Annotated in this window: 24 protein-coding genes and 1 riboswitch; of the genes, 7 read left to right on the plus strand and 17 right to left on the minus strand. The window is 60.4% G+C overall.

Annotated elements, in window-relative coordinates:
- Nucleotides 1-100: 100 nt before the first annotated feature.
- The 4 genes from C1J05_RS08030 (at nucleotide 101) to C1J05_RS08045 (ending at nucleotide 4,716) form a co-directional block, all read left to right on the plus strand.
- On the plus strand, nucleotides 101-469 hold the full coding sequence (locus C1J05_RS08030) for a response regulator transcription factor (RefSeq protein ID WP_114869796.1): 369 nt from the start codon (nucleotides 101-103) through the stop codon (nucleotides 467-469).
- Nucleotides 470-510: 41 nt separating this feature from the next.
- Nucleotides 511-855 (plus strand): hypothetical protein, encoded by a 345-nt coding sequence (locus C1J05_RS08035; protein ID WP_205389191.1) that lies wholly within the window; start codon nucleotides 511-513, stop codon nucleotides 853-855.
- Complete coding sequence (locus tag C1J05_RS08040) at nucleotides 855-3,542, plus strand: ATP-binding protein (protein ID WP_114869797.1); 2,688 nt, start codon at nucleotides 855-857, stop codon at nucleotides 3,540-3,542. Before C1J05_RS08035 ends, C1J05_RS08040 begins: the two co-directional genes overlap by 1 nt.
- Before the next feature lie 76 nt (nucleotides 3,543-3,618).
- Nucleotides 3,619-4,716: a FliM/FliN family flagellar motor switch protein gene (locus tag C1J05_RS08045; protein WP_114869798.1), complete on the plus strand. Its 1,098-nt coding sequence runs from the start codon at nucleotides 3,619-3,621 to the stop codon at nucleotides 4,714-4,716.
- A gap of 21 nt (nucleotides 4,717-4,737) precedes the next feature.
- Here C1J05_RS08045 and C1J05_RS08050 read toward each other — a convergent pair whose 3' ends face one another.
- The 4 genes from C1J05_RS08050 to C1J05_RS08065 are packed head-to-tail and all read right to left on the minus strand — an operon-like array spanning nucleotide 4,738 to nucleotide 6,907.
- Complete coding sequence (locus C1J05_RS08050) at nucleotides 4,738-5,166, minus strand: TIGR01244 family sulfur transferase (RefSeq protein ID WP_114869799.1); 429 nt, start codon at nucleotides 5,164-5,166, stop codon at nucleotides 4,738-4,740.
- 11 nt (nucleotides 5,167-5,177) lie between these two features.
- Nucleotides 5,178-5,609, minus strand: a complete 432-nt coding sequence (locus tag C1J05_RS08055) for a DUF6691 family protein (RefSeq protein ID WP_114869800.1) — start codon at nucleotides 5,607-5,609, stop codon at nucleotides 5,178-5,180.
- A complete protein-coding gene (locus C1J05_RS08060) occupies nucleotides 5,609-6,034 on the minus strand; it encodes a YeeE/YedE family protein (RefSeq protein WP_114869801.1) in 426 nt (141 codons plus the stop codon). Before C1J05_RS08060 ends, C1J05_RS08055 begins: the two co-directional genes overlap by 1 nt.
- 9 nt (nucleotides 6,035-6,043) lie before the next feature.
- Nucleotides 6,044-6,907 (minus strand): MBL fold metallo-hydrolase, encoded by an 864-nt coding sequence (locus C1J05_RS08065; RefSeq protein ID WP_114869802.1) that lies wholly within the window; start codon nucleotides 6,905-6,907, stop codon nucleotides 6,044-6,046.
- A 278-nt stretch (nucleotides 6,908-7,185) separates the two neighbouring features.
- Here C1J05_RS08065 and C1J05_RS08070 point away from each other — a divergent pair, with 278 nt between their 5' ends.
- Complete coding sequence (locus tag C1J05_RS08070; RefSeq protein WP_114869803.1) at nucleotides 7,186-7,401, plus strand: hypothetical protein; 216 nt, start codon at nucleotides 7,186-7,188, stop codon at nucleotides 7,399-7,401.
- A gap of 20 nt (nucleotides 7,402-7,421) precedes the next feature.
- Here C1J05_RS08070 and C1J05_RS08075 read toward each other — a convergent pair whose 3' ends face one another.
- The 11 genes from C1J05_RS08075 to C1J05_RS08125 are packed head-to-tail and all read right to left on the minus strand — an operon-like array spanning nucleotide 7,422 to nucleotide 15,730.
- Entirely contained in the window at nucleotides 7,422-7,646 is a 225-nt protein-coding gene (locus tag C1J05_RS08075) for a hypothetical protein (protein ID WP_114869804.1), read from the minus strand.
- A gap of 52 nt (nucleotides 7,647-7,698) precedes the next feature.
- The gene (locus C1J05_RS08080) at nucleotides 7,699-8,514 is read right to left on the minus strand and encodes an energy transducer TonB (RefSeq protein ID WP_114869805.1); all 816 of its coding nucleotides are present in this window, start codon (nucleotides 8,512-8,514) and stop codon (nucleotides 7,699-7,701) included.
- Nucleotides 8,511-8,891 carry an ExbD/TolR family protein gene (locus tag C1J05_RS08085; protein ID WP_114869806.1) on the minus strand — a complete coding sequence of 127 codons (381 nt, stop codon included), beginning with the start codon at nucleotides 8,889-8,891 and terminating at the stop codon, nucleotides 8,511-8,513. Before C1J05_RS08085 ends, C1J05_RS08080 begins: the two co-directional genes overlap by 4 nt.
- A gap of 4 nt (nucleotides 8,892-8,895) precedes the next feature.
- Nucleotides 8,896-9,273, minus strand: coding sequence for an ExbD/TolR family protein (locus C1J05_RS08090; RefSeq protein WP_114869807.1), 378 nt, complete (start codon nucleotides 9,271-9,273; stop codon nucleotides 8,896-8,898).
- Complete coding sequence (locus tag C1J05_RS08095; protein WP_114869808.1) at nucleotides 9,273-9,905, minus strand: MotA/TolQ/ExbB proton channel family protein; 633 nt, start codon at nucleotides 9,903-9,905, stop codon at nucleotides 9,273-9,275. Before C1J05_RS08095 ends, C1J05_RS08090 begins: the two co-directional genes overlap by 1 nt.
- Entirely contained in the window at nucleotides 9,902-10,693 is a 792-nt protein-coding gene (locus C1J05_RS08100; protein WP_205389194.1) for a cobalamin-binding protein, read from the minus strand. Before C1J05_RS08100 ends, C1J05_RS08095 begins: the two co-directional genes overlap by 4 nt.
- Nucleotides 10,693-11,358: an adenosylcobinamide amidohydrolase gene (locus tag C1J05_RS08105; RefSeq protein ID WP_114869810.1), complete on the minus strand. Its 666-nt coding sequence runs from the start codon at nucleotides 11,356-11,358 to the stop codon at nucleotides 10,693-10,695. The genes C1J05_RS08100 and C1J05_RS08105 overlap by 1 nt, the downstream gene beginning before the upstream one ends.
- Nucleotides 11,355-12,113, minus strand: a complete 759-nt coding sequence (locus C1J05_RS08110; protein WP_114869811.1) for an ABC transporter ATP-binding protein — start codon at nucleotides 12,111-12,113, stop codon at nucleotides 11,355-11,357. The genes C1J05_RS08105 and C1J05_RS08110 overlap by 4 nt, the downstream gene beginning before the upstream one ends.
- Nucleotides 12,110-13,090, minus strand: coding sequence for a FecCD family ABC transporter permease (locus tag C1J05_RS08115; RefSeq protein ID WP_114869812.1), 981 nt, complete (start codon nucleotides 13,088-13,090; stop codon nucleotides 12,110-12,112). The genes C1J05_RS08110 and C1J05_RS08115 overlap by 4 nt, the downstream gene beginning before the upstream one ends.
- Nucleotides 13,087-13,899, minus strand: coding sequence for an ABC transporter substrate-binding protein (locus C1J05_RS08120; protein WP_254684743.1), 813 nt, complete (start codon nucleotides 13,897-13,899; stop codon nucleotides 13,087-13,089). The genes C1J05_RS08115 and C1J05_RS08120 overlap by 4 nt, the downstream gene beginning before the upstream one ends.
- Before the next feature lie 10 nt (nucleotides 13,900-13,909).
- Nucleotides 13,910-15,730: a TonB-dependent receptor plug domain-containing protein gene (locus C1J05_RS08125; RefSeq protein WP_162797958.1), complete on the minus strand. Its 1,821-nt coding sequence runs from the start codon at nucleotides 15,728-15,730 to the stop codon at nucleotides 13,910-13,912.
- 138 nt (nucleotides 15,731-15,868) lie between these two features.
- A riboswitch (cobalamin riboswitch) is annotated at nucleotides 15,869-16,073 on the minus strand.
- A 150-nt stretch (nucleotides 16,074-16,223) separates the two neighbouring features.
- On the opposite strand from C1J05_RS08125, the gene C1J05_RS08130 reads away from it, so the two are divergent.
- On the plus strand, nucleotides 16,224-16,484 hold the full coding sequence (locus C1J05_RS08130) for a DUF2312 domain-containing protein (RefSeq protein ID WP_114869814.1): 261 nt from the start codon (nucleotides 16,224-16,226) through the stop codon (nucleotides 16,482-16,484).
- Nucleotides 16,485-16,677: 193 nt separating this feature from the next.
- Nucleotides 16,678-18,507, plus strand: a complete 1,830-nt coding sequence (locus C1J05_RS08135) for a tetratricopeptide repeat-containing sulfotransferase family protein (RefSeq protein WP_162797959.1) — start codon at nucleotides 16,678-16,680, stop codon at nucleotides 18,505-18,507.
- Between the two features lie 49 nt (nucleotides 18,508-18,556).
- On the opposite strand, the gene C1J05_RS08140 is transcribed toward C1J05_RS08135, so the two are convergent.
- Both C1J05_RS08140 and C1J05_RS08145 read right to left on the minus strand, forming a co-directional pair.
- The gene (locus tag C1J05_RS08140) at nucleotides 18,557-19,318 is read right to left on the minus strand and encodes a YbaY family lipoprotein (protein WP_114869816.1); all 762 of its coding nucleotides are present in this window, start codon (nucleotides 19,316-19,318) and stop codon (nucleotides 18,557-18,559) included.
- Between the two features lie 123 nt (nucleotides 19,319-19,441).
- The gene (locus C1J05_RS08145) at nucleotides 19,442-20,266 is read right to left on the minus strand and encodes an NAD-dependent epimerase/dehydratase family protein (protein WP_114869817.1); all 825 of its coding nucleotides are present in this window, start codon (nucleotides 20,264-20,266) and stop codon (nucleotides 19,442-19,444) included.

Consider the following 20,266-nt stretch of genomic DNA (forward strand, 5'->3'; position numbering starts at 1 on the left):
GCATCGCTAAAACTGGGGATAGTCTTGAAAAGACACAACACAAAATCCTGAACAAACAGGATCAAAGCGCACTGCGGACCTTGGGGAGGGGATCGCTGATATGAACCGACACGTTCTGTTGATCGAGGATGAACAAAACATCATCGAAGCGATCAGGTTTCTGCTGTCGCGTGACGGCTGGCGGGTTGATACCCATTCCAACGGTCATGATGCAGTGGATGTGATCCGCGCCGCGCGTCCTGATCTTTTGATCCTTGATGTTATGTTACCCGGAAAAAGCGGCTTTGATATTCTGACAGAGCTGCGCAGCAAGCCCGACACGCTGAAACTGCCTGTCCTGATGCTGACCGCACGGGGGCAGTCGCGTGACCGCGAAATGGCGGAAAAGGCGGGTGCAAGCCGGTTCATGACCAAACCGTTTTCGAATGCCGAGGTGCTGGACGCCGTGCGCGAGCTTGTCGCGGTTTGAAACTGCGCGCACCGGCATCTGCGCGAATGTAGGGACAGGGTATGACCCAGACGGACAAAACCGCCCCGGCCCCCAAACGCGGAAAACGCGTTTTTCTGGAACCCCAGACCTATCGGCGGCGCCGTTTGATGGACGGTGCCCGCATCCTGCCGGCTTTGGGGCTTTTGTTGTGGACGGTGCCGGTGCTGTGGCCGACAGGGACAGGCCCGGACATACGGCCTGTGATGCTGTCCAATGCAATGCTGTACATATTTCTGGTGTGGCAGGGCCTGATCCTTATCGCCCTGGGTATCTGGATCAAGGCGCGGGGCGTTCTGGAAGATGAAGTTGATCCGCAGGACGAGCCGTTCCCGCTGACACAGACGCATCTGGACGAGGACGGCTGATGGCAACGCTGAACCTGCTGATCCTTGCCTGTCTGGGCTATGTCGCGCTGCTGTTTTTGGTGGCCTTCGCGGCGGAACGTGCGGCCCTGCGCGGGCAGGGCGGCTGGCTGCGCTCGCCCCTTGTTTATACGCTGTCGCTGTCGGTCTATTGCACCGGCTGGACGTTTTATGGCGCGGTCGGGTACGCGGCACGTTCGGGCATGGAATACGTCACGATCTATCTGGGCCCGACACTTGTTGTCATCGGTTGGTGGTGGCTGCTGCGCAAACTGGTGCGGATCGGGCGGGCGCAACGGGCCACGTCCATCGCCGACCTGATTTCGTCGCGTTACGGAAAATCCAACCTGCTGGCCATTGTCGTGACCCTGATGGCGGTCGTTGGCGTGACGCCCTATATCGCCCTGCAACTGCAATCTGTGGCGTTGTCTGTCTCGGCTTTTGCCCCGCCATCCGGTCCGGATGCGGTGACAATTGATCGCGAATCCTCCGGGTTCTGGGTGGCTTTGGGGCTGGCGCTGTTTGCCATTCTGTTCGGCACCCGCAATCTGAATGCGAACGAACGCCACCACGGCGTTGTCATTGCCATCGCGGTCGAAGCGGTTGTGAAACTGCTGGCGCTGCTTGCCGTGGGCATCTTTGTAGTGTGGGGCGTGGCCGGTGGTGTCAGCCAGATCATGACCCAGATCGATGCCTCGCCCATCGGCGAATGGCAAATGGATCGCAGCCGATGGTCCACATTGACGCTGCTGTCGGCGATTGCGTTTATTTGCCTGCCGCGGATGTTTCAGGTTCTGGTCGTTGAAAACGATGACGAACGCCATCTGCACACCGCGGCATGGGCCTTTCCGCTGTACCTGATGTTGATGAGCCTGTTCGTGCTGCCCATTGCGGTGACCGGATTGCAGATCATGCCTGCCGGATCGAACCCCGATCTGTTTGTTTTGACCGTGCCGCTGGCGCAGGAGCAAGACGGGCTGGCGCTGTTTTCCTTTCTGGGCGGGTTTTCGTCGGCCACATCAATGGTGATCGTTGCCACGCTGGCGCTGTCAACCATGGTGTCCAACCACATCGTGATGCCGATCTGGTTCAGCCTGCGCAGTGGCGGCGCGTCCGTGTCCGGGGATGTGCGCAATGTGATCATTCTGGCGCGGCGTCTGTCGATCTGCGGTATTCTGGCGCTGGGATATGCCTATTACGTGTTTTCGGGCGGCAGTTCGGCACTGGCCGCCATCGGATTGATCTCTTTCGCGGGGGTGGCGCAGTTCATGCCGGCTATGCTCGGCGGCATATTCTGGCGCGGGGCGACGCGCACAGGTGCAATGGCCGGGCTGATCACGGGTTTTGCGGTGTGGTTTTACACGATGCTGTTGCCCAGCTTTGGCACCGGCGTGTTGCTTTCAGCCGAAATTTTTGAAAGCGGGCTGTTCGGCTGGTCATGGCTGCGCCCGCAGGCCCTGTTCGGTATCACCGGCATTGATCCGACCGTGCATGCGGTTATGTGGAGCCTGACACTGAATTCGGCGGCGTTTTTCCTTGTGTCGCTATTCAGTTTTCCCAGCCCGCTGGAACGGTTGCAGGGGGCGCAATTTGTCAACGTGTTTGCCCATTCCGCCAGCCCGCAAAGCTGGACAGGCTCCATGGCCCAAAGCGAAGACCTTTTGATCATGGCGCAACGGCTTGTCGGCGCATCCGAGGCGCGCGCCTTTTTCCGCGCCGAAGCAGTGCGACAGGGCGTGCACGGCCATTTGCCCGAACCGTCCCCCGATTTCCTGCAACGGCTGGAACGCGAACTGGCGGGATCGGTGGGCGCGGCCACGGCACATGCGATGGTGGGCCAGATCGTCGGCGGTGCCAGCGTTTCGGTGCATGATCTGATGGCGGTGGCGGATGAATCCGCACAAATGCTGGAATATTCCAGCCAGCTTGAGGCAAAATCCGGTGAATTGGCGCGCACCGCCCGCAAGTTGCAGGAAGCGAATGAAAAACTGACGCAACTGAGTGTGCAAAAGGATGCGTTCCTGTCCCAGATCAGCCACGAACTGCGCACACCGATGACTTCGATCCGTGCGTTCTCGGAAATCTTGCGGGACACCAAGAAAATCGGCCCCGAAGAAAAAACCAAATACGCATCAATCATCCATGGCGAAGCTATCCGCCTGACGCGCCTGCTGGATGATCTGCTGGACCTGTCGGTACTGGAACACGGGCAGGTCAGTCTGAACATCCAGCAGGGTCGCCTGGGCGATGTGCTGGATCAGGCCGTGGCGGCCGCATTGGCCGGGCAGCAGGATGCACTGACGGTCCGGCGCGATCCCGTGGCGGAACAGGTCGGGTTGAAGACTGATCTTGACCGGTTAAGCCAGGTTTTCATCAACCTGATCGCCAATGCCCGCAAATATTGCGATGCGGACACTCCGGAACTGCAAATCCTCGTCTCCCGTGCGGGGGGCTATGTAACGGTTGATTTTATCGACAACGGCTCTGGCATCCCGAAAGATGACCAGACCCTGATTTTTGAAAAATTCGCCCGCGTCAGCGACCAGAAAGGCAAGGGCGCTGGCCTGGGGCTCGCGATCTGTCGCGAGATCATGTACCGGCTGGATGGCGACATCACCTATCAGCCCGAAATGAACGGCACCGGTTTCCGCGTGCGGCTGCCGGAATCGATGGCGATGGCGGCGCAATGACGGCACCGTCAATCCAATCGTAACCATATGAGCTTTAGGTTTGGCCCCGACCGCATGGCGACAAAGGGCATTCGGAATGAACACAGCCGTCAGGCGCACGGTGCTGCAACGCAAGGTTGACGCGGCCCGTGACGAACAATTCGCGCGCGCCATGTCGCTGCGCAAGGCATTGCGCCTGACATTGCCCAAGGTCGCGGATGATTTGTTCGGGCTGCCCGTGTCCGTGATCGGGATCACCCAGAGTTTGGTACCCCAGACCCGGCTGGTTGATCTGTTCGACGCCGCATCGCTGCTGGTGCTGATGGATGGCCCAAAGGGCGCGATGGCGGCTGTTACGCTGAATGCCGATCTGGTCGGCGCGGTGATCCAGCAGCAAACCACCGGCACGGTATCACCGCCGCCCGCCGCACCAAGGCCCCCGACACGCACGGATGCCGCCCTGTGCGCCCCAATGCTGGACGCGGTTCTGGCACGCAGCGCCGCCCTGCTTGAGGTTGAGGCGGACAGGCGCGTGTTTGCCGGCTTTAAATTCGGTGCCCGTGTGGAAGACGTGCGCACCCTTGGGCTGGCGCTGGATGCACCCGATTTCACGGTGTTTCATCTGACGCTTGACCTTGCCGGGGGCACACGGCAGGGCGACATATTGTTCTGCATGCCGAACCCGGTGCCGGTCATGCCCGCCTGCGCGCCACCTTTGGACCAACACGCAAATGCCCCGCGGCTGGGGCCGGTTGTTCTGCTGGCGCCGACAGAATTGACGGCCGTGCTGTGCAAACTGCGCATGCCGCTGTCGCAGGTGCAGGCACTAAAGGCGGGCGATGTGTTGCCGGTGGCGCGTTCGGCGCTGCGCGAAACCGGTGTGCATGTTCAAAGCTGGCGCAGGATCTGTGTCGGGCAACTGGGACAAAGCGGCGGCTATCGCGCGTTGCGCCTGCAACTGGGGGGCGTGCCAAAGCCACAGTTGCACAGCGCAGAACCCCAGGCGCATGCCGATCCGGATCCGGCCAAGGCCCGCGCGGCCCAACCGCCCGAAGTTGGTGATGTACCATCCGGTCCGGCGCAACCGCCACCCGATGCGGGCGGGCAGTTGGCGCCGTTTTCGCCGCTCTCTGGCACGGATGCCGCCCGCAGAACGGGCAATGCCGAACCTACGCATAATGCATCGTTTGAATAGAAAAGCCGTCAGGGCAGGGGATCAGCCCTGCTGCGAAAGTGCCTCAAGCGTCGGGCGCAACCCGTCCAGATCGTATCCGGCAGCTTTGGTTGCGGCCAGAATGTCGCCCGGGGATTGCGTGCGCGCCTGGGACAGGGCCCAGACCACCGAACTGCGTGTGCCGGAGGCGCAATAGGCCAGCACCGGCCCGTCCGCCGACGCAATCAGATCGCTTTGGCGCTGCACGTTGTCGGGTGTCATGGTTGAATGCGTCAGCGGCAGGAAGGCGAAATCAATTCCCGCGCTGGCTGCGGCCTCTTGCATGGTTTCGTGTTGCTGATCGGGCCCGATTTCGGCATCAGGCCTGTTGCAGATGACACGGCTGATCCCGGCCTTTGCCAGTTCGTCAAAATCGGCCGTGTCGATTTGCGGCGACACAAAATAGGTCGGGGTGATCTGTCGCATGTTCATGACAATGTCCTTTAGATCGCGTTCGCAAGTCTGTCCAGTCGCGTGCGGACTGTTGGTGCACCCCACATGCCCGCGAGCATCGCGATCAGAAACACCAGCCCGCCGACCCCCCCGTAGCTAAGCGAGGCAATCGCCGGGCCGGGGCACAATCCTGCCAGACCCCAGCCCATCCCGAACAGGACAGAGCCGACAATCAGGCGGTGATCTATCAACGAGACCGGCGGTTCCGGAAACTGCCCGCCCACCAGAGGAACGCGCCCTGTCGTCAGCCGCCATGCCACCGCCATCGGCAGGATCGCGCCGCCCATCACAAAAGCCAGTGTCGGATCCCATTGTCCGAAGACATCAAGCCAGCCGATCACCTTACGCGTGTCGGTCATGCCGGACAGCATCAAACCCAACCCGAACAAGGACCCTGCCAGCGCCGAAAACAGAATACGCATCAGACGCCCCCCAACAGCAACCGCACCAACGCCACGGTCACAACGCCGGCCAGAATATAGATCATTGTGGCCACGATGCCGCGTACCGACAAACGGGAAATCCCGCACACCCCGTGCCCCGAGGTGCAACCATTCGCAACGCGGGTGCCAACCCCGACCAGCAGCCCGGCCAGCACGACAATCAGAAGGTTCGACGTCAGATAGGTGTCCATACCGGTCACGAACAGCGACGCAACTGCCGGCGCGCCAACCAGCGCCGCCAGAAACACAACACGTTCGGTTGCCTGGGAAGATCCGCTGCGATCAACCAGACCGCCGATGATACCGCTTGCCCCCATGATACGACCGTTGCCAAGCAGGTACACCGCCCCGCCAAGGCCGATCAGAAGACCGCCCAGAAGGCCCATTATCCAGCTTTGTTCCATGAAATGACCCTAAAGTTTGTTGACTGGAACTTTCAGGAACACATCGCCCTGATCATCGGGTTCGGGCATGTTCCCAGCGCGCATGTTTACCTGAAGCGACGGAATGATCAGCTTGGGCATCGCCAGTGTCGCGTCGCGTGCATCGCGCATTTTGATGAAATCTTCGGCAGGTTTTCCGCCACCGATATGCACGTTCAGCGCCTTTTGTTCGCCGACAGTGGTTTCCCAGGCATATTCATCACGCCCCGGTGCCTTGTAATCATGGCCGACAAAAATCCGGGTGGCATCGGGCAAGGCCAGAATTTTCTGGATCGACGCATAAAGTGCCTTGGACGAGCCGCCGGGAAAATCGCACCGCGCCGTGCCAAAATCGGGCATGAACAACGTATCCCCCACAAAGGCCGCATCGCCGATCACATAGGTCATGCAGGCCGGCGTGTGCCCCGGTGTGTGCATCACATCGCCGCGCAACTGTCCGATATGAAAACTGTCGCCCTCGCGAAACAACTGGTCGAACTGGCTGCCATCGCGCTGAAATTCCGTACCTTCGTTGAATACTTTGCCAAATGTGTCCTGCACCACCTTGATCTGGTCGCCGATCCCGATCTTGCCGCCCAGTTTTTCCTGAAGATAAGGCGCGGCCGACAGATGGTCCGCATGGACATGGGTTTCCAGTATCCATTGTACGTTCAGATCGTGTTCCGTGACATAGGCTATGATGGCATCGGCGGATCTTGTGTCTGTGCGCCCCGAAGCGTGATCGAAATCCAGAACGGAGTCCACGATTGCGCAGGCTTTGCCTTGCGGATCGCGAACGATATAGGAAATCGTGTTGGTGGCTTCGTCAAAAAAGGCATGAACAAAAGGTGTCATTGCATCGTGCTCCTATCTGGTGTCGAAACAAATAACATTTTTTGCATATGTTTCAAGTTTTTTGCGTCGGCTTGACGCATGTCAAGGCAGGTCGTCAGGTGTCGGACTATCATTGATATTAAGCAATGTTCGCCAATTCAGGTGAAATATTTGGCAGCTTTGTGCCGATCAACGGATTTGGGAATTTTTCACTCTTAAAAAGGTGATCCGGTCATACAATATTTACACCCTGATTGTTGCCTGCACCAAAACAAGACCATTCAAACTGGGAGGATAAAATGTCAGAATTTCCAACATGCCAGAATGCCGAGCAACTTGGCGCCCGGATCATGCGCGCCAGTGAAGATAAACGTCTGTTGTTGCAGCCCGAATTCAACCGTCTGCTGACAAAACTGAAGGCTGCGGGTGTGCGCGTGCCGGCGCATCTGCGTGCACTGGACGACGAATTGCGAGATGAAATGGTCGAGGCGCGATTCGATAACATGCCGGTCTGACGGATCGGAACGTGGGCGTTTCAGCTTAAGAATACGCCCACAACAACCAGCATCAACCCGATTACGGACAGAAACAGAGCGCCCATATTGATCGGCACAACCGATTGTATCGCGGCGCGCAATTCATCGTCGGACAGATTGGCGCGTTTGGCCTTTGCAACGCGAACGATGCACCAGACCAGACCCAGCAGGCCCAGAACAGACAGGCCTGCGCCGGTCCAGACCAGAATTTCCAATAACGCCATTGTTCGATCTCCTTGGGCGCTGCGCTAGCCCAGAACGAAGCGTCCTGCAACCCTATCGCAGGAAACTGAGCGATAGGCTGAAATCATAGGCATCATCGCCCAGACCCTTTGGCGCGGCGTCAAACCGGCCGGCACGCTTGACGGCGCGCATCGCCGCCTGATCAATATCTGCATCCCCCGACGACCGGATCAGGCGCACGGCGCGCAACTGGCCGCTGCGGCTGACGGACAATGCCAGCTTTGCGGTGCCGCCTGCGCTGGTGCCACGCGGAAAGATCATGTTGCGCTGGATCTTGCGATGGATGCGCGCGCCCCATTCGGCGCGCAAGGCGGTGCTTTGTGCCTTGGTCTGCGATTGGGTCTGCGCCGCCCCCGCGGATCCTTTGGCGGCCGTCTGGCCCTGACCAGCGGCTTGTTTCGCTGGGGACGGGGCTGCGGCCCGGGCCGGGCGCGCCTTGGGGCGTGTTGCGGGCGGTGGCGCGGTTTGCGGCACCGGTTCAGCCTGTTGAACAGGCGGCGGGGGCGGTGTGGTATCGATGCTTGGCATCTGGATCGCGGCGGGGGGCATCAGCGCCTGAACGCTGGGCTTTGCCGCAGGCGGCGGGGCCGGCTTTGTCATCACGGCAGGATCGGAAACGGCATCCGGTGCGGGCTGTGCAACCGGGATCGTCTGCGCCACGGTGGGGGGTGTTTGCCATGCCTCGACCAGGGCCGCCTGACTGGCGCTTGCCGCAACAAGGCTTGCACGGTGCGCGCCCTGATCGCCACTGGCGCTGCTGCCCAGTTCGCCCGGTGCGGCGTACCACAAACCCACATGCACACCCGCCGCAAGTGTCGTGAAAACGATGCCTTCGATAAACCGTATCATGGCGCCCCCGTGATCAGCGACACATCTGTCAGCCCCAAAGACGCCAGCCGTGGCAACATCGCCGCCAGAACCTGTGCCTGCAATCCGGCATCCGCACGGATCATCAGCGGTGTGTCAGGCGCATGCCCGACAAGGGCCGCCCACGCGCCGTCACCGGTTTCACCGGCATAGGAAACCGTTCCGTCCGCTGCGACGAACAAGGTGTCTCCGGGCACCGGTGTGTCTGCGCCGGCGGCTTCGGGGGGGATGATATCGAACGGATCGGGTGGGGCGATCTGGGCGCTCATCAAAAAGAAGATCAGCAATAGGAACACCACGTTGATCATCGGAACGATGTTTTCCCGTGGCGGGCGTGACGGGGCGGGTCCAAAATCCATCTGCCTACTCCACCAGAACCAGTTGGCTAAATCCGGCGTTTTGCAGCGCCTCGATCAGGGTTACGATACGCTGCAAATCCGCGCCGTCGCGCGCGCGCAGCAGGATCGGATCGCTGTCCGATTGCATCAGGGCGGGCAGGGCGGCGATCACCGCGTCCACGTCCTGCGGTTGTCCGTTCAGGGCCAGACGTGACGGCGTCACATCAATCAAACGGGGTGGCCCCTGATACGGCGCGCCGGTGCCTGCCGCGGCGACGGGAACGGCCATGTCCTGACCGAACCGCGCGGCCAGCATGAAAAACACCAGCAGCAAAAACACCACGTCAATCATCGGCGTCAGGCTGGGGGTGCGTTTCGCGTGGGGGCGGGCAAAGCTGAACATCAGGCGTCCGGTGTTCCACGAATGAAAATCTGCGTTGCAGTATCTTCCATATCGGCCTGTAAACGGGCGGTGATGCTTTCGAACCAGACCAGCGCCATCGACGCGGGGATGGCCACGGCCATTCCTGCGGCTGTGGTCAGCAAGGCCTCCCATATTCCGCCGGCCAAAGCGGCGGGGTCGGCACGGCTGCCGGCCTCTTGCAGGGCCTGAAACGCGGCGATCATGCCCAGAACGGTGCCTAGCAACCCCAAGAGCGGCGCGATGGTTGAAATCAGTTCCAGCGCGCGCAACCCGCTGCGCGCCTCGGCCAGATCAGCCTTGGCGTGGCGGGCGGTTTCCTCGCGGGCGGCGCTGTCGCTCAGCTTGGGGTCACAGCGCGCGGAAATCGCGACCAGTGCCAGCCGGGCCCGCAGTGATGCACGCCCCGCCAAAGCGTTCAGCGCGCCATCGCGGTCGCCCTTGGCCCACAGGGCCACGGCCCGTTTCGTGGCGGCGCCGCTCCATGCGCCCATACGGGCTAGCCGCCAGACTTTCCACAGGATCAGCGCCAGCATGACCACGCTAAGCCCGGCAATCAGCCACAATGTCGGGCCGCCGCGTTCCAGAAACTGTATCAGTGCCTGTGGCATCATGCGTCCCCCGTGCGCGCGCCCCACAGCGCGCTTTCGATTGCGTCCAGCCCGTCAGTCAGCGCGGCTGGTCCGGGCTGTAATATCAGGGGCGACTTGATTTCGTAAATCCGGTTCCGCGCAACTGCGGGGATCGCCGCCCAACCGGGGCGGGCGCGGATTTTTTGTGGCCGCACCTTTTTCCCGCACCAGGACGCAATGATCACATCGGGCGCGGCGGCGATAATGTCGGACGGGTCCAGAATGCGCGCTTTGGCCCCCTGATGGGCGCGCAAGTGGGCAAACACATCTGTTCCGCCTGCGATCTCGATCAGTTCGGACACCCAGGCGATGCCGGAGATTGGCGGATCATCCCACTCTTCGAAATAAACGCGCGGGCGGGCCGGGCGCGATGTTGCGCGCATATGTTGCAGGCGCGCGGCATAGACGTCGGCCAGTTGGTCGGCCTGTGCGCCACATCCCGTTAGCGCACCGATCACGCGGATCATGTCCAGTATTCCCGCGACAGAGCGTTGGTTGAACGCGTGCACATTGATCCCCGCGCGGATCAGGTCTGCGGCAATGTCGGCCTGCAAATCGCTGAAGGTCAGCACCAGATCGGGTTGCAACGCCAGTATTTTCGGCACATCCGCCGAAGTAAACGCCCCGACGCGCGGCTTTTCGCGCCGCACCTGCGGCGGGCGCACCGCATAACCGGTGACACCCACGATACGGTCCTGCTGGCCCAGCAGATACAGGGTTTCCACGGTTTCTTCGGTCAGACAGACAATGCGTTCGGGGGGATAAGCCATCAGAACACCCCCGCGCGGCGCACGTTCTGCATCCAGTCCTGCCCTCCCGCCAGAACTGCGGCGTAAACGCTTGCGCCGATCGCTTCGCCGACATCGGTGTGCAATCCGGCAAAGGCGATATCACCTGCAGGGGCGGCCATTGCGATACAATCGGTGCCGGTGCCGGTGCTGATGCCGGTCGGCAATTCATGCCCCAGTGCCATCACGGCGGCGGTGCGGGCCTGCGCCACGATGCTTAACGCCTCGATCAGGGCCGCGTCGCTTAACCCGGCAGACACCTGTACCGCCACGTTGATCGTGCCCCAATCCCTGTTTGAGCGATCCATGCGCGCCCCGACATGTTCGGCGTTTGACAGCCCGACAGTGGCAACCGCGCGGGCTTCCACATCCGCGACCCGTACCGTCGCGCTTTCGAACGCGCGCACATCGCGCGATGTCAGAAACGCCACCGCATCCGCCATATCGCGGTCTTGCAACGCATCGCACAGCCATGTTTTCACATCAAAATCCTGCGGCAGATCAGCATTGCGCACCTCGCGCCACAGGATCGTGTCCGCATCGACAAATCCGGGCCGGTTCAGCGCCCAGCTCAGTACACGATGCGGCGCACCCAGCGGCAGCGTCAGCCACGGCCGGTCCAGCACGATGTCGCCCCAGCCGGTCATGTCAGCACCTTGAGCGGTTGAAACACCGGTCCGTCGGGTGTGTCGCGGTAATAGGCGTCAATGCCGAAGACGCGGTGCAGATTGTCGGGGGTCAGCACATCGCCCGGCGCACCATCGGCCACCAGCCGCCCGCGATCCAGCAGGATCAAGCGCGTACAATGACGCGCCGCCAGTCCCAGATCATGCATCGATGCAATGATGGCGTGGCCATCGCGCGCCAGATCGGCAAACACTTGCATGGTTGAAATCTGGCTGGCCGGGTCCAGCCCAGCAATCGGTTCGTCGGCCAGCAACAGCGGCGTGTCCTGCGCCAGCGCGCGCGCGATCAGAACGCGCGCCTGTTCGCCGCCCGACAATTGCGTGGCCGTACGGTCCAAAAACGGGGCCAGCCCCATGCGCGCGACGGCACCATCAATGGCCGCCTTGTCGTCGGGTGACAGGCGCGCGCCTTTGGGCAGGTGCGGAATGCGCCCCAGCGCAATCAGGGTGGCAACATCAACCGGCCATGCAATCTCGCGCGCTTGCGGCATCCACGCCGCGGCGCGGGCGCGATCACGCGCCGGCATCTGCGCCAGCGTCGATGTACCCTCATGCGGCAACAGGCCCAGGGCGGCGCGCATCAATGTGGTCTTGCCGGCGCCGTTCGGCCCGATCAGCCCGATACATTCACCCGCATCCACGGAAAAACTGACCAGATCGACAACAGGGCATTGCCCGCGCCGCACTGTCAGGTTTTGCAACTCCAGCAGGCTCATGCGGTTTCCGCCCGTGTCTTGTAGATCAGGTGCAGGAACAGCGGCGCACCCACCAGCGCCATCAGCACACCCAGTTTCAGATCGCGTTCGGGAAACACCACACGCACGGCAATATCCGCGGCCAGAACCATGGCCGCACCGCCAAGCGCCGAGGCCCATAACAGGCGCGACGGGCGCGCGCCGACAAATGGGCGCAAAAGGTGCGGTACGACCAGCCCGACAAAGCCGATCGCCCCTGCCACAGCGGTGGCCGCCCCGACACTTGCCGCCGTGCCCACGACAAGCGCAAGGCGTACGCGCGGCAGGCGGATGCCCATCGCTTCGGCGGCATCTTCGCCCAGTGTCAGCGCATCGAGACCGCGACCAAGACTGATCAGCAACAGCCAGCCCGCCGCCATGAACGGCAGCGCCAGCCAGACGTGATCAAACGACCGGTCTGCCAGTGATCCCAGCATCCAGAACACGATTTCGGCGGCGGCAAACGGGTTGGGCGACAGGTTCAACACCAGCGATGTCAGCGCCGAAGCCAGCGCCGAAATCGCAATGCCCGCCAGAATAAGCGTGATGGACGACCCGCGCGGCCCAGCCAGCGCAAGGATCAGGCCCACGGCCAGCATCGCCATGCTTAACGCGGCCAGCGGCAGCGCCAGGGCAAAGGCCAGCGCCGCCCCCGACTGGATCGCCAGAACCGCCCCCAATCCGGCCGAAGCCGACACGCCGATCAGCCCGGGTTCCGCCAGCGGGTTGCGCAAGTAACCCTGCATCGCCGCCCCGGCAAGGCCCAGCGACGCCCCTACCATCACCGCAAGCAACGCGCGGGGCAGGCGGATTTCACGCATCACAACACTAAGCGGGGTGCCATCATCAACCACCAGCGCCCGCAGGCCGGACATCGGCGGGGCAACAGAATACCCGGTGACCAGCGACAGCACGAACAAAACCGCACAGACCAGTATCAGAACAATCGCCAGTTTCATTGCGTGCCCCCGATCCGGATGCGCAGATCGCGCATGGCGCGGATCGCATTCAGCACCTGGGGCGTGCCACAAATCCAGTCGCGGTCGGTCAATTCGCCGGCCATGACGGTGCCTGTCAGGGCGTGCAGCGCGGGATGGTTGAAATTGTCCTCGGATCGGGACTGACCGGGATAATCACGGCCCTGAATGATGATATCGGGGGCCAGAAGGATCAATTGTTCAAGCGGAAGCGTTCCGATTGTGGAAATACCGGCCTGCGTGGCCGCATTTTCAAAACCGGCCACATTCAGAATATCCCCCGCCAGCGATTTGTCGCCCGACGTATAGCTGTTCACATAATAAAGCGCGGCGCGCGGGCGATCGGCAGGGGCGTCTTGCAAGGCCGAAAGATCGGCCTTGAAGGCAGCAATCATCCTGTCCGCCTCTGCTTCGCGTCCCAGTGCGCGGCCCATCTGGGCGATCCTGTCGGGCACGTCCGAAAGGGATTGCGCGGGGGCGAACAAAACAACGGGTATGCCCAGATCACGCAGCATGGAAACGGTGGCAGGGTCGGTGAACGTGCCGGCCAGAACCAGATCAGGGTTCAGCAGAAACACCTCTTCCGCGCCTGATCCGTTGGTGGGCAGGGCCAGCGCCTTTTCCACACGTGCCGAACTTTTGGGATCATGCGCCAGACGTGAAACCGAAACCAGTTGCCCCGGTGCCGCCAGATCCAGCGCAAGCTGATCCGTGCACAGGTTGACCGATACCACCCGCTGCGGGGCATCGGCCTGTGCCGCTGCGCCGGTGATCCCCAGCGCAGCCAGCAACAATATGATCCTAAAACGTGGCACGGACACCAAAATAAAAGGCGCGATCGGATGTGCCAAAGCCGGACGAGGTCTGGTATTCTTCGTCCAACAGGTTTTCGATACGCACATAGGCGGTGGCGGCATCCGTCAGGCTATAGGACAGGCCAGCATTGACCAGTGTGTAATCCGGCACCGGACCTGCGGGAAACCCGTCCAGACGGTCAACGACGCGGTTCAGGGTAATCACGCCGTTCATCCGTTCGCCGATTTGCGCGTTCAGTCCCAGCACGAAATCATGATAGGGAACGCGGCTAAGCCGCGCATCGTTCTGATCGCGCGCATCGGTATAGGTATAGTTGGCAAACAGGTTTATGCCCGCGCTTAGCGGGACATCGGCCGCCAGTTCCACGCCCTTTGACACCGATGTGCCGGGGATTTGTTCGTACTGGTTCACCGGATAGGAAATCAAATTGTCGATTTCCGTATAGAATGCTGTCGCCCGCAGAACCGCGCCACCATTCAGCGTTTGCTCAATACCCAGTTCGGCACTGCGGCTTTCTTCGGGTTCCAGATCGGGATTTGTCGGGCCGAAATTGAACGGGCCGAACAATTCGTTCAGCGATGGCGCGCGAAACCCGGTGCCCATGGACGCACGCACAACTGTGCCCGCAGCAGGGCGCCACGCCAGCGCGGCGCGCGCCGTGGGTTTGGTGCCGTATTCGGAATGATCATCGACACGGAAAGACGTGGCCAGATCCAGCGTGTCGCTCAGCTCAAACTGCGCCTCTCCGAACAGCGAAAAAATCTCGTATGATGCGGTGCCGGTGCCGAAATCCGCAGTTTCTTCGGAATAACTGCCCCCGAACACCAGTCCGGTACCGCCGATAAAGGCACGGCCGGTATAAAGCAGTTCGGTGCGGTCGCCGACAAAACTCGGGCTGCCGAACGGGGTCAGCGGATCGGACCGTTCGGTTTCGAAATAGCTGAGCGCCAGTTCGTGGTCGATCGCGCCGCCGTCAAATTCAGCATAGACGCGCCCGCCGATCCGGTCGGTGTAGAACGGGCGATCCGCGTCGCCTCCCGGTCCGCCGAACGCATCGATGTTGGTGTCTTCATTCTGATAGATGATGTCAAATCCCAGGCGCAACTGGTCCGTGGCCTCATAGCCGCCGGACAACAGCGCGATGGTCCCTTCATAGCCGTCCTTTTCGGTATTGCCGTCATTTTCGTCGGCTGCTGAAAACCCATCACTTTCGACTCGCGAAATGGTCAGCGCGATATCGCCGCGTTCGGCCTTGCTGGCGATCGAAATGTCGCCGCGCACGGTGTTGAAGCTGCCGACCTCGACGCCGACGGAATAGGTTGTGCCCGGTTCGGTGGCGCGCAGGGTGGTGATGTTGATCGCGCCCGCAATCGCTTCGGATCCGTAAAGCGCGGATTGTGATCCTTTCAACACCTCGATGCGCGAAATGCCCGCTGTCGTCAGTCCGCCCCAGTTATAGGATGTCTGAACCGAGGATGGATCGCTGACATCGATGCCGTTGATACGCACCGAAACATAGCGATCGCTTAGCCCGCGAATACGCAAGGATGTGCTTTTGCCCAGTCCGCCATTCGCGCTGGACGTGATGCCGGGCAGGGTGCTCAAATAATCGGCCACACGGGTTTTCGGGGCGCTGTCCAGTTCCTCTTGTGTTACGATTTCAACGCTCGAACCAGAGCGGTCAAGCTCTGTCGGGGACTGGTTCGCGAAAACCGTGACTTCGCCCAGATCAAAGACGTCGTCGGCCAGCGCGGGTTGCGCGGCAATAACGGCTAGGATCGAGGCAGTTGCCAGTAAGTGTTTCAATGGTCTGTTCTTTCCAGATTGCAAGGCCGTTTTCCGGCCCGGTTTAATGCTGTTCTTGGAAAGGCATGTGCCCGTCCGCCAACGGTGAAACGCCACCACTGCGGACAGACCGCCGACATCGGCGCGCCCCGCGCCCATATCCGGGTGATCACTCTGGCAGGTCTCCTGACTTGCGGGTCAACGCTTGGCCAAACCTTCCCGACCCATGTGGGGCCAGTGGCATATCTTGGCGACGCTCACCGCTTACAGTTGCGGGGGCAGTCCCGGCATTGGGCAAATCGCCCGCACCGGTGTTCCCTTTAACGACGGATGACTCCGCCGAACCAAAGCAGGTTTGGCGTACTCCTGAATGGCACGCGGATCAAGGTGCATTTGCGACCCCAGCGGCAGAGTTTGCGCCAACCCCGCCTTGTGTTCAAACCGGTCTTGCAGCTTTGCGGGCCGCGCGATAGTCACGGCTGACCCAGATCATCAACGCCGAAGGACATTCCAGATGAACGATTCCGTCACCGATGCCAGCTATCGCGTCACCGCAGACGAACTGCGCCAGTTCATCGAACGGATCGAACGTCTGGAAGCCGAGAAAAAAGATCTGGCCGATGCGCAAAAAGAAGTGATGGCCGAAGCCAAGGGCCGTGGTTACGACACCAAGGTCATGCGCAAGGTGATCGCCCTGCGCAAGCGCGACGCCAATGACATTGCCGAGGAAGAAGCGGTTCTTGAGATGTACAAGGAAGCGCTTGGAATGAACTGAGCGTGACCTGTCAGGCGTGGCATTGGCCCGCCGATACTGGCCTTTGGCGCGCCGGAAAGCGCCAGAATGATCTTGATCGCCCCTGAAACAGCCCGTACTTAACAGGGCACAACCCCCGCAGCACTTGGCGGGGCGCGGGCAGTTGACATCAGATATGCGTCCGCAAGCGGCAGACAGACCGGCAGGAGCAGACATGGCACATAAAACACCCAGCGTCGCGGATACGTTAAAGGCGGCGAATACCGCACTGAAGGCGGGCGATCCGCAGCGGGCAGCCACACTTTACCAGTCGGTTTTGCAGCGCTTTCCGGGCAATGCCAAGGCGCAGGCCGGTTTGAAAAAGATCGGGCCCGTTGGCACGGCCCCCAAGCCGTCCTTGTTCGCGATGCCACAATCGCCGCAAAAAACAATCGCGTCACTGGGGCAGTTGTCTGACATCGAAGACCCGATCGAAGCCGCCAAACGCGCGATGCGCGGTATGCCGGCGATGGAAAAAACCAATGATCTGATGGCCGCGACCAGCGGATCTTACAAAAGCCAGCTGCGTGTCAAGAATCCCGAAGACGAGTTTGAGGGAAAGTCGGCCGAGGAATTGGTGCAAATGGCGCATAACGCGCTGAATTCGGCCCAGCCCAACAAGGCGGTCAGGTTGTTTTCACGTCTGCACGAACTTGCCCCGGAAAGCTGCGATTTCCTGAACAATCTTGGCTTGGCACTGCGGGCCGCCGGCCGTCCCGAAGATGCGCTTGAGACCTATAACAAAGCGCTTGCGATCGATCCGGAATACTTGCAGGCCCACTGCAACAAGGGCCTCGTTTACACGGATCAGGAAGATTACGACAGCGCCATGGCCGCCTTCGAAGCCGCGTTCACGATTGATCCGGACTTTGCGCTGGCACGGCGTAATCTTGGGTTGCTTTACATGCAGCGGGGGATGATGGCCGAGGCCGAAGGTTGCTTTGTCAAAGCCATCGAAGCCGATCCCGAACTGGGCACGACCTATCTTGACATCAGCACAGCGCGCAAATTCAAGGAAGGTGATCCGCTGATCCCGCAAATGGTCGATGTTCTGAAAAAGAAGAGCCAGAGCGACGGCGAGAAGATTCCGATGAATTTTGCCCTTGGCAAGGTGTTTGCCGATATCGGCGACACCGACAACGCATTCCGGTATCTTTCGGAAGGCAACGCATTGGTCAAGAAAATGCGCAACTATGATATCGCCACCGACAGGCTGCGGTTCGAATTGATCCGGTTGCAGTTCAAGGCCGCTAAACCGTTGGAGCTGACCCCGGCAGAGGCATCCGAACACTCGGTCAAGCCGATCTTTATCGTGGGGATGCCGCGCACCGGCAGCACACTGATCGAACAGGTTCTGTCCAGCCATTCCAAAGTCCACGGCGGAGGAGAATTGGGTTTTCTGAACCCGACGATCAACGCGATACTTCGCAAGGCCGCCCTGACACCGGAACAGGGCTATGACAAGGCGTTGCTGCAAAGGATTCGCAACAGCTATCTCAAGAAAGCCGAAGGTCTGGCCGCGCCTTCCGAATACATGACCGACAAGAACCTGATGAATTTCCGGTTTATCGGCTACATTCTGGCATCCATGCCCGAGGCGGTGGTGATCGATTTGCAGCGGGATCCGATGGCAACCTGCTGGTCCATGTTCAAACACCGTTTTCTTGGGTCTGGATTGTCCTTTACCTTTGATCTGGATGACATCGCCGAATACTACAAGATGTACAAAGATATGATGGCATTCTGGCACCGCAAATATCCGGGCCGGATTGTTTCAGTGAATTATGATGCCTTCACCCGCGATCAGGACGGCGAGACCCGTAAACTGCTGGATAATTGCGGGTTGGAGTTTGAACAGGGCTGCATCGACTTTCACAAGAACAAGCGCGCGGTCAAAACCGCGAGCATCATTCAGGTCCGCAAGAAAGTCTACAAGGGCAGCAACGAGGAATGGCGCAAATACGAGCGGTTCCTGGAGCCTTTGAAAGAAAAACTGGGCGTCTGATGTTTTGGAACGGGCCGGCGTTTCGCACCGGCCCTTACCGGTTCCCGCTTCACTGCAAATAGACGGCAACCAGCGTCATCAACGCTGTGCCGGCGGCATCCTCTAGCGTCAGATTCTGGCCGTCAACCTGCCAGCGCGCAACCTGCGGCAGAGCGGTTTTCAACGCGGCTTCGGCAATGTCCAGAGGCGGCAGGCAGGCCATCATTGTCGACATGCCGGGGTTCAGGCGCAGAGTTTCGCCGTCCAGTTCGTACCCGCCATTGATCTGGTTGCACCCGACTGTGGCACTATAGCCGACCGCATCGCCGCCACGCAGGATCATATGCGGTTCGCGCCGGCCTTCGGCCACTTCCATCTGCATGTCGCCGATTGTCAGGATTTTCCAGTAGGTATTGACCAGATCGGCATCGACTTCTTGGGGTTGGGATACTTTTTTCAGGATCACCTCGACCTCGGAACCGGCCCCGCGGGTCAGCACAGGATAGGCATCCATCGTTGTCATCATCAGGCGCCCGTCGTGGCGGATCGACGCGCGTACATTGTAAGACATACGATCTTGGATCTCTGCGGGATCGTATTCCAGTGTGAATGCGTAAGGCGGCGCACCCAGATTTTCGGCTGTGTAGGTCGCGATCACGTCAGCCGGCGCATCGGCGCGGGTGACATCTTCCAGTGTCACCTCAAGCGTGGCCCCCGGTGGCAGCATCATACGCTGCAAATATGTGGCCGAACCCGTCACAGTTTCCGCGTGGGCAAAAACCGGGCAGGACAGCATCAGGGAAAGGCACAACGTTTTCAGGGCAGTCATCATTCATTCTCCGCATGAAGGCAAAAACAGTTAGACGCAGCACATCGGTTCATCCTTGGAAAATAGTCCGGATTATTCAAGACGCCATTGTCTGACGGGTCAGAACGCGGCCATGTGTGTACCTGTTCACTCTTTCAGCTTCATCATCGCCACACCGCTTTCGCCTAGTGGCACAACGGCAAACGGGCCACCCTGACACATATCGCTGGGGTTCTGCGGATCCATCGGCGGATCGGCGGCAAAGACTTTTTTCGCGAAAGCCTCGCCATTGTCGCGGGGACGGTAGCCCAGATAGTTGGCCAGCGTATTGTCCACCGGAGCGCGATCATTGTCGGACACGCCGTAAACAACCGTAAAGCCGGTGACAGGTGTATCAATCGCGCGTTCCACCAGATGGGCCAGATCCTCGTAAGACAGCCACGATCCCACGGCGCGCGCATTGGTCACGCCGGGATTGCAGGACAGAATGCGCATGCACACGGATTCTACCCCGCGTTTTTCCCAGTAAAGCCGCCCCAGATCTTCGGCGAAACATTTGGACAGCCCGTAGAACGTATCGGGGCGGTGGGGCACGTCGGTGCCGATAAATTCGGTTTTCGGATACATGCCCACCGCGTGGATCGAACTGGCATAAACGACACGGCGCACCTTGTTGCGATAGGCGGCCTCCCAGATATTATAGGCCCCCACGATGTTGGAGCTTAGAATGTCGTCAAACGGCGCCTCATCCCCGATAGCGCCAAAATGCACAACCATATCAGCGTCTTGAAGAAGCTTGTTCATCTCTCCCAGATCGGCAAGATCGGCCTTTACATAGGTTTCACCGGAAAACAGCGTGCCCACGTCATCGGCCAGATCGGTTGAGACCAGCGTGTCGGCCATGCCCGATAGGGATTTTCGCAGAAACCCGCCAAGTTTTCCGGCAGCGCCTGTCAGAACAATCTTTTTCAT

Source organism: Sulfitobacter sp. JL08 (assembly GCF_003352045.1).
GTDB lineage: Bacteria > Pseudomonadota > Alphaproteobacteria > Rhodobacterales > Rhodobacteraceae > JL08.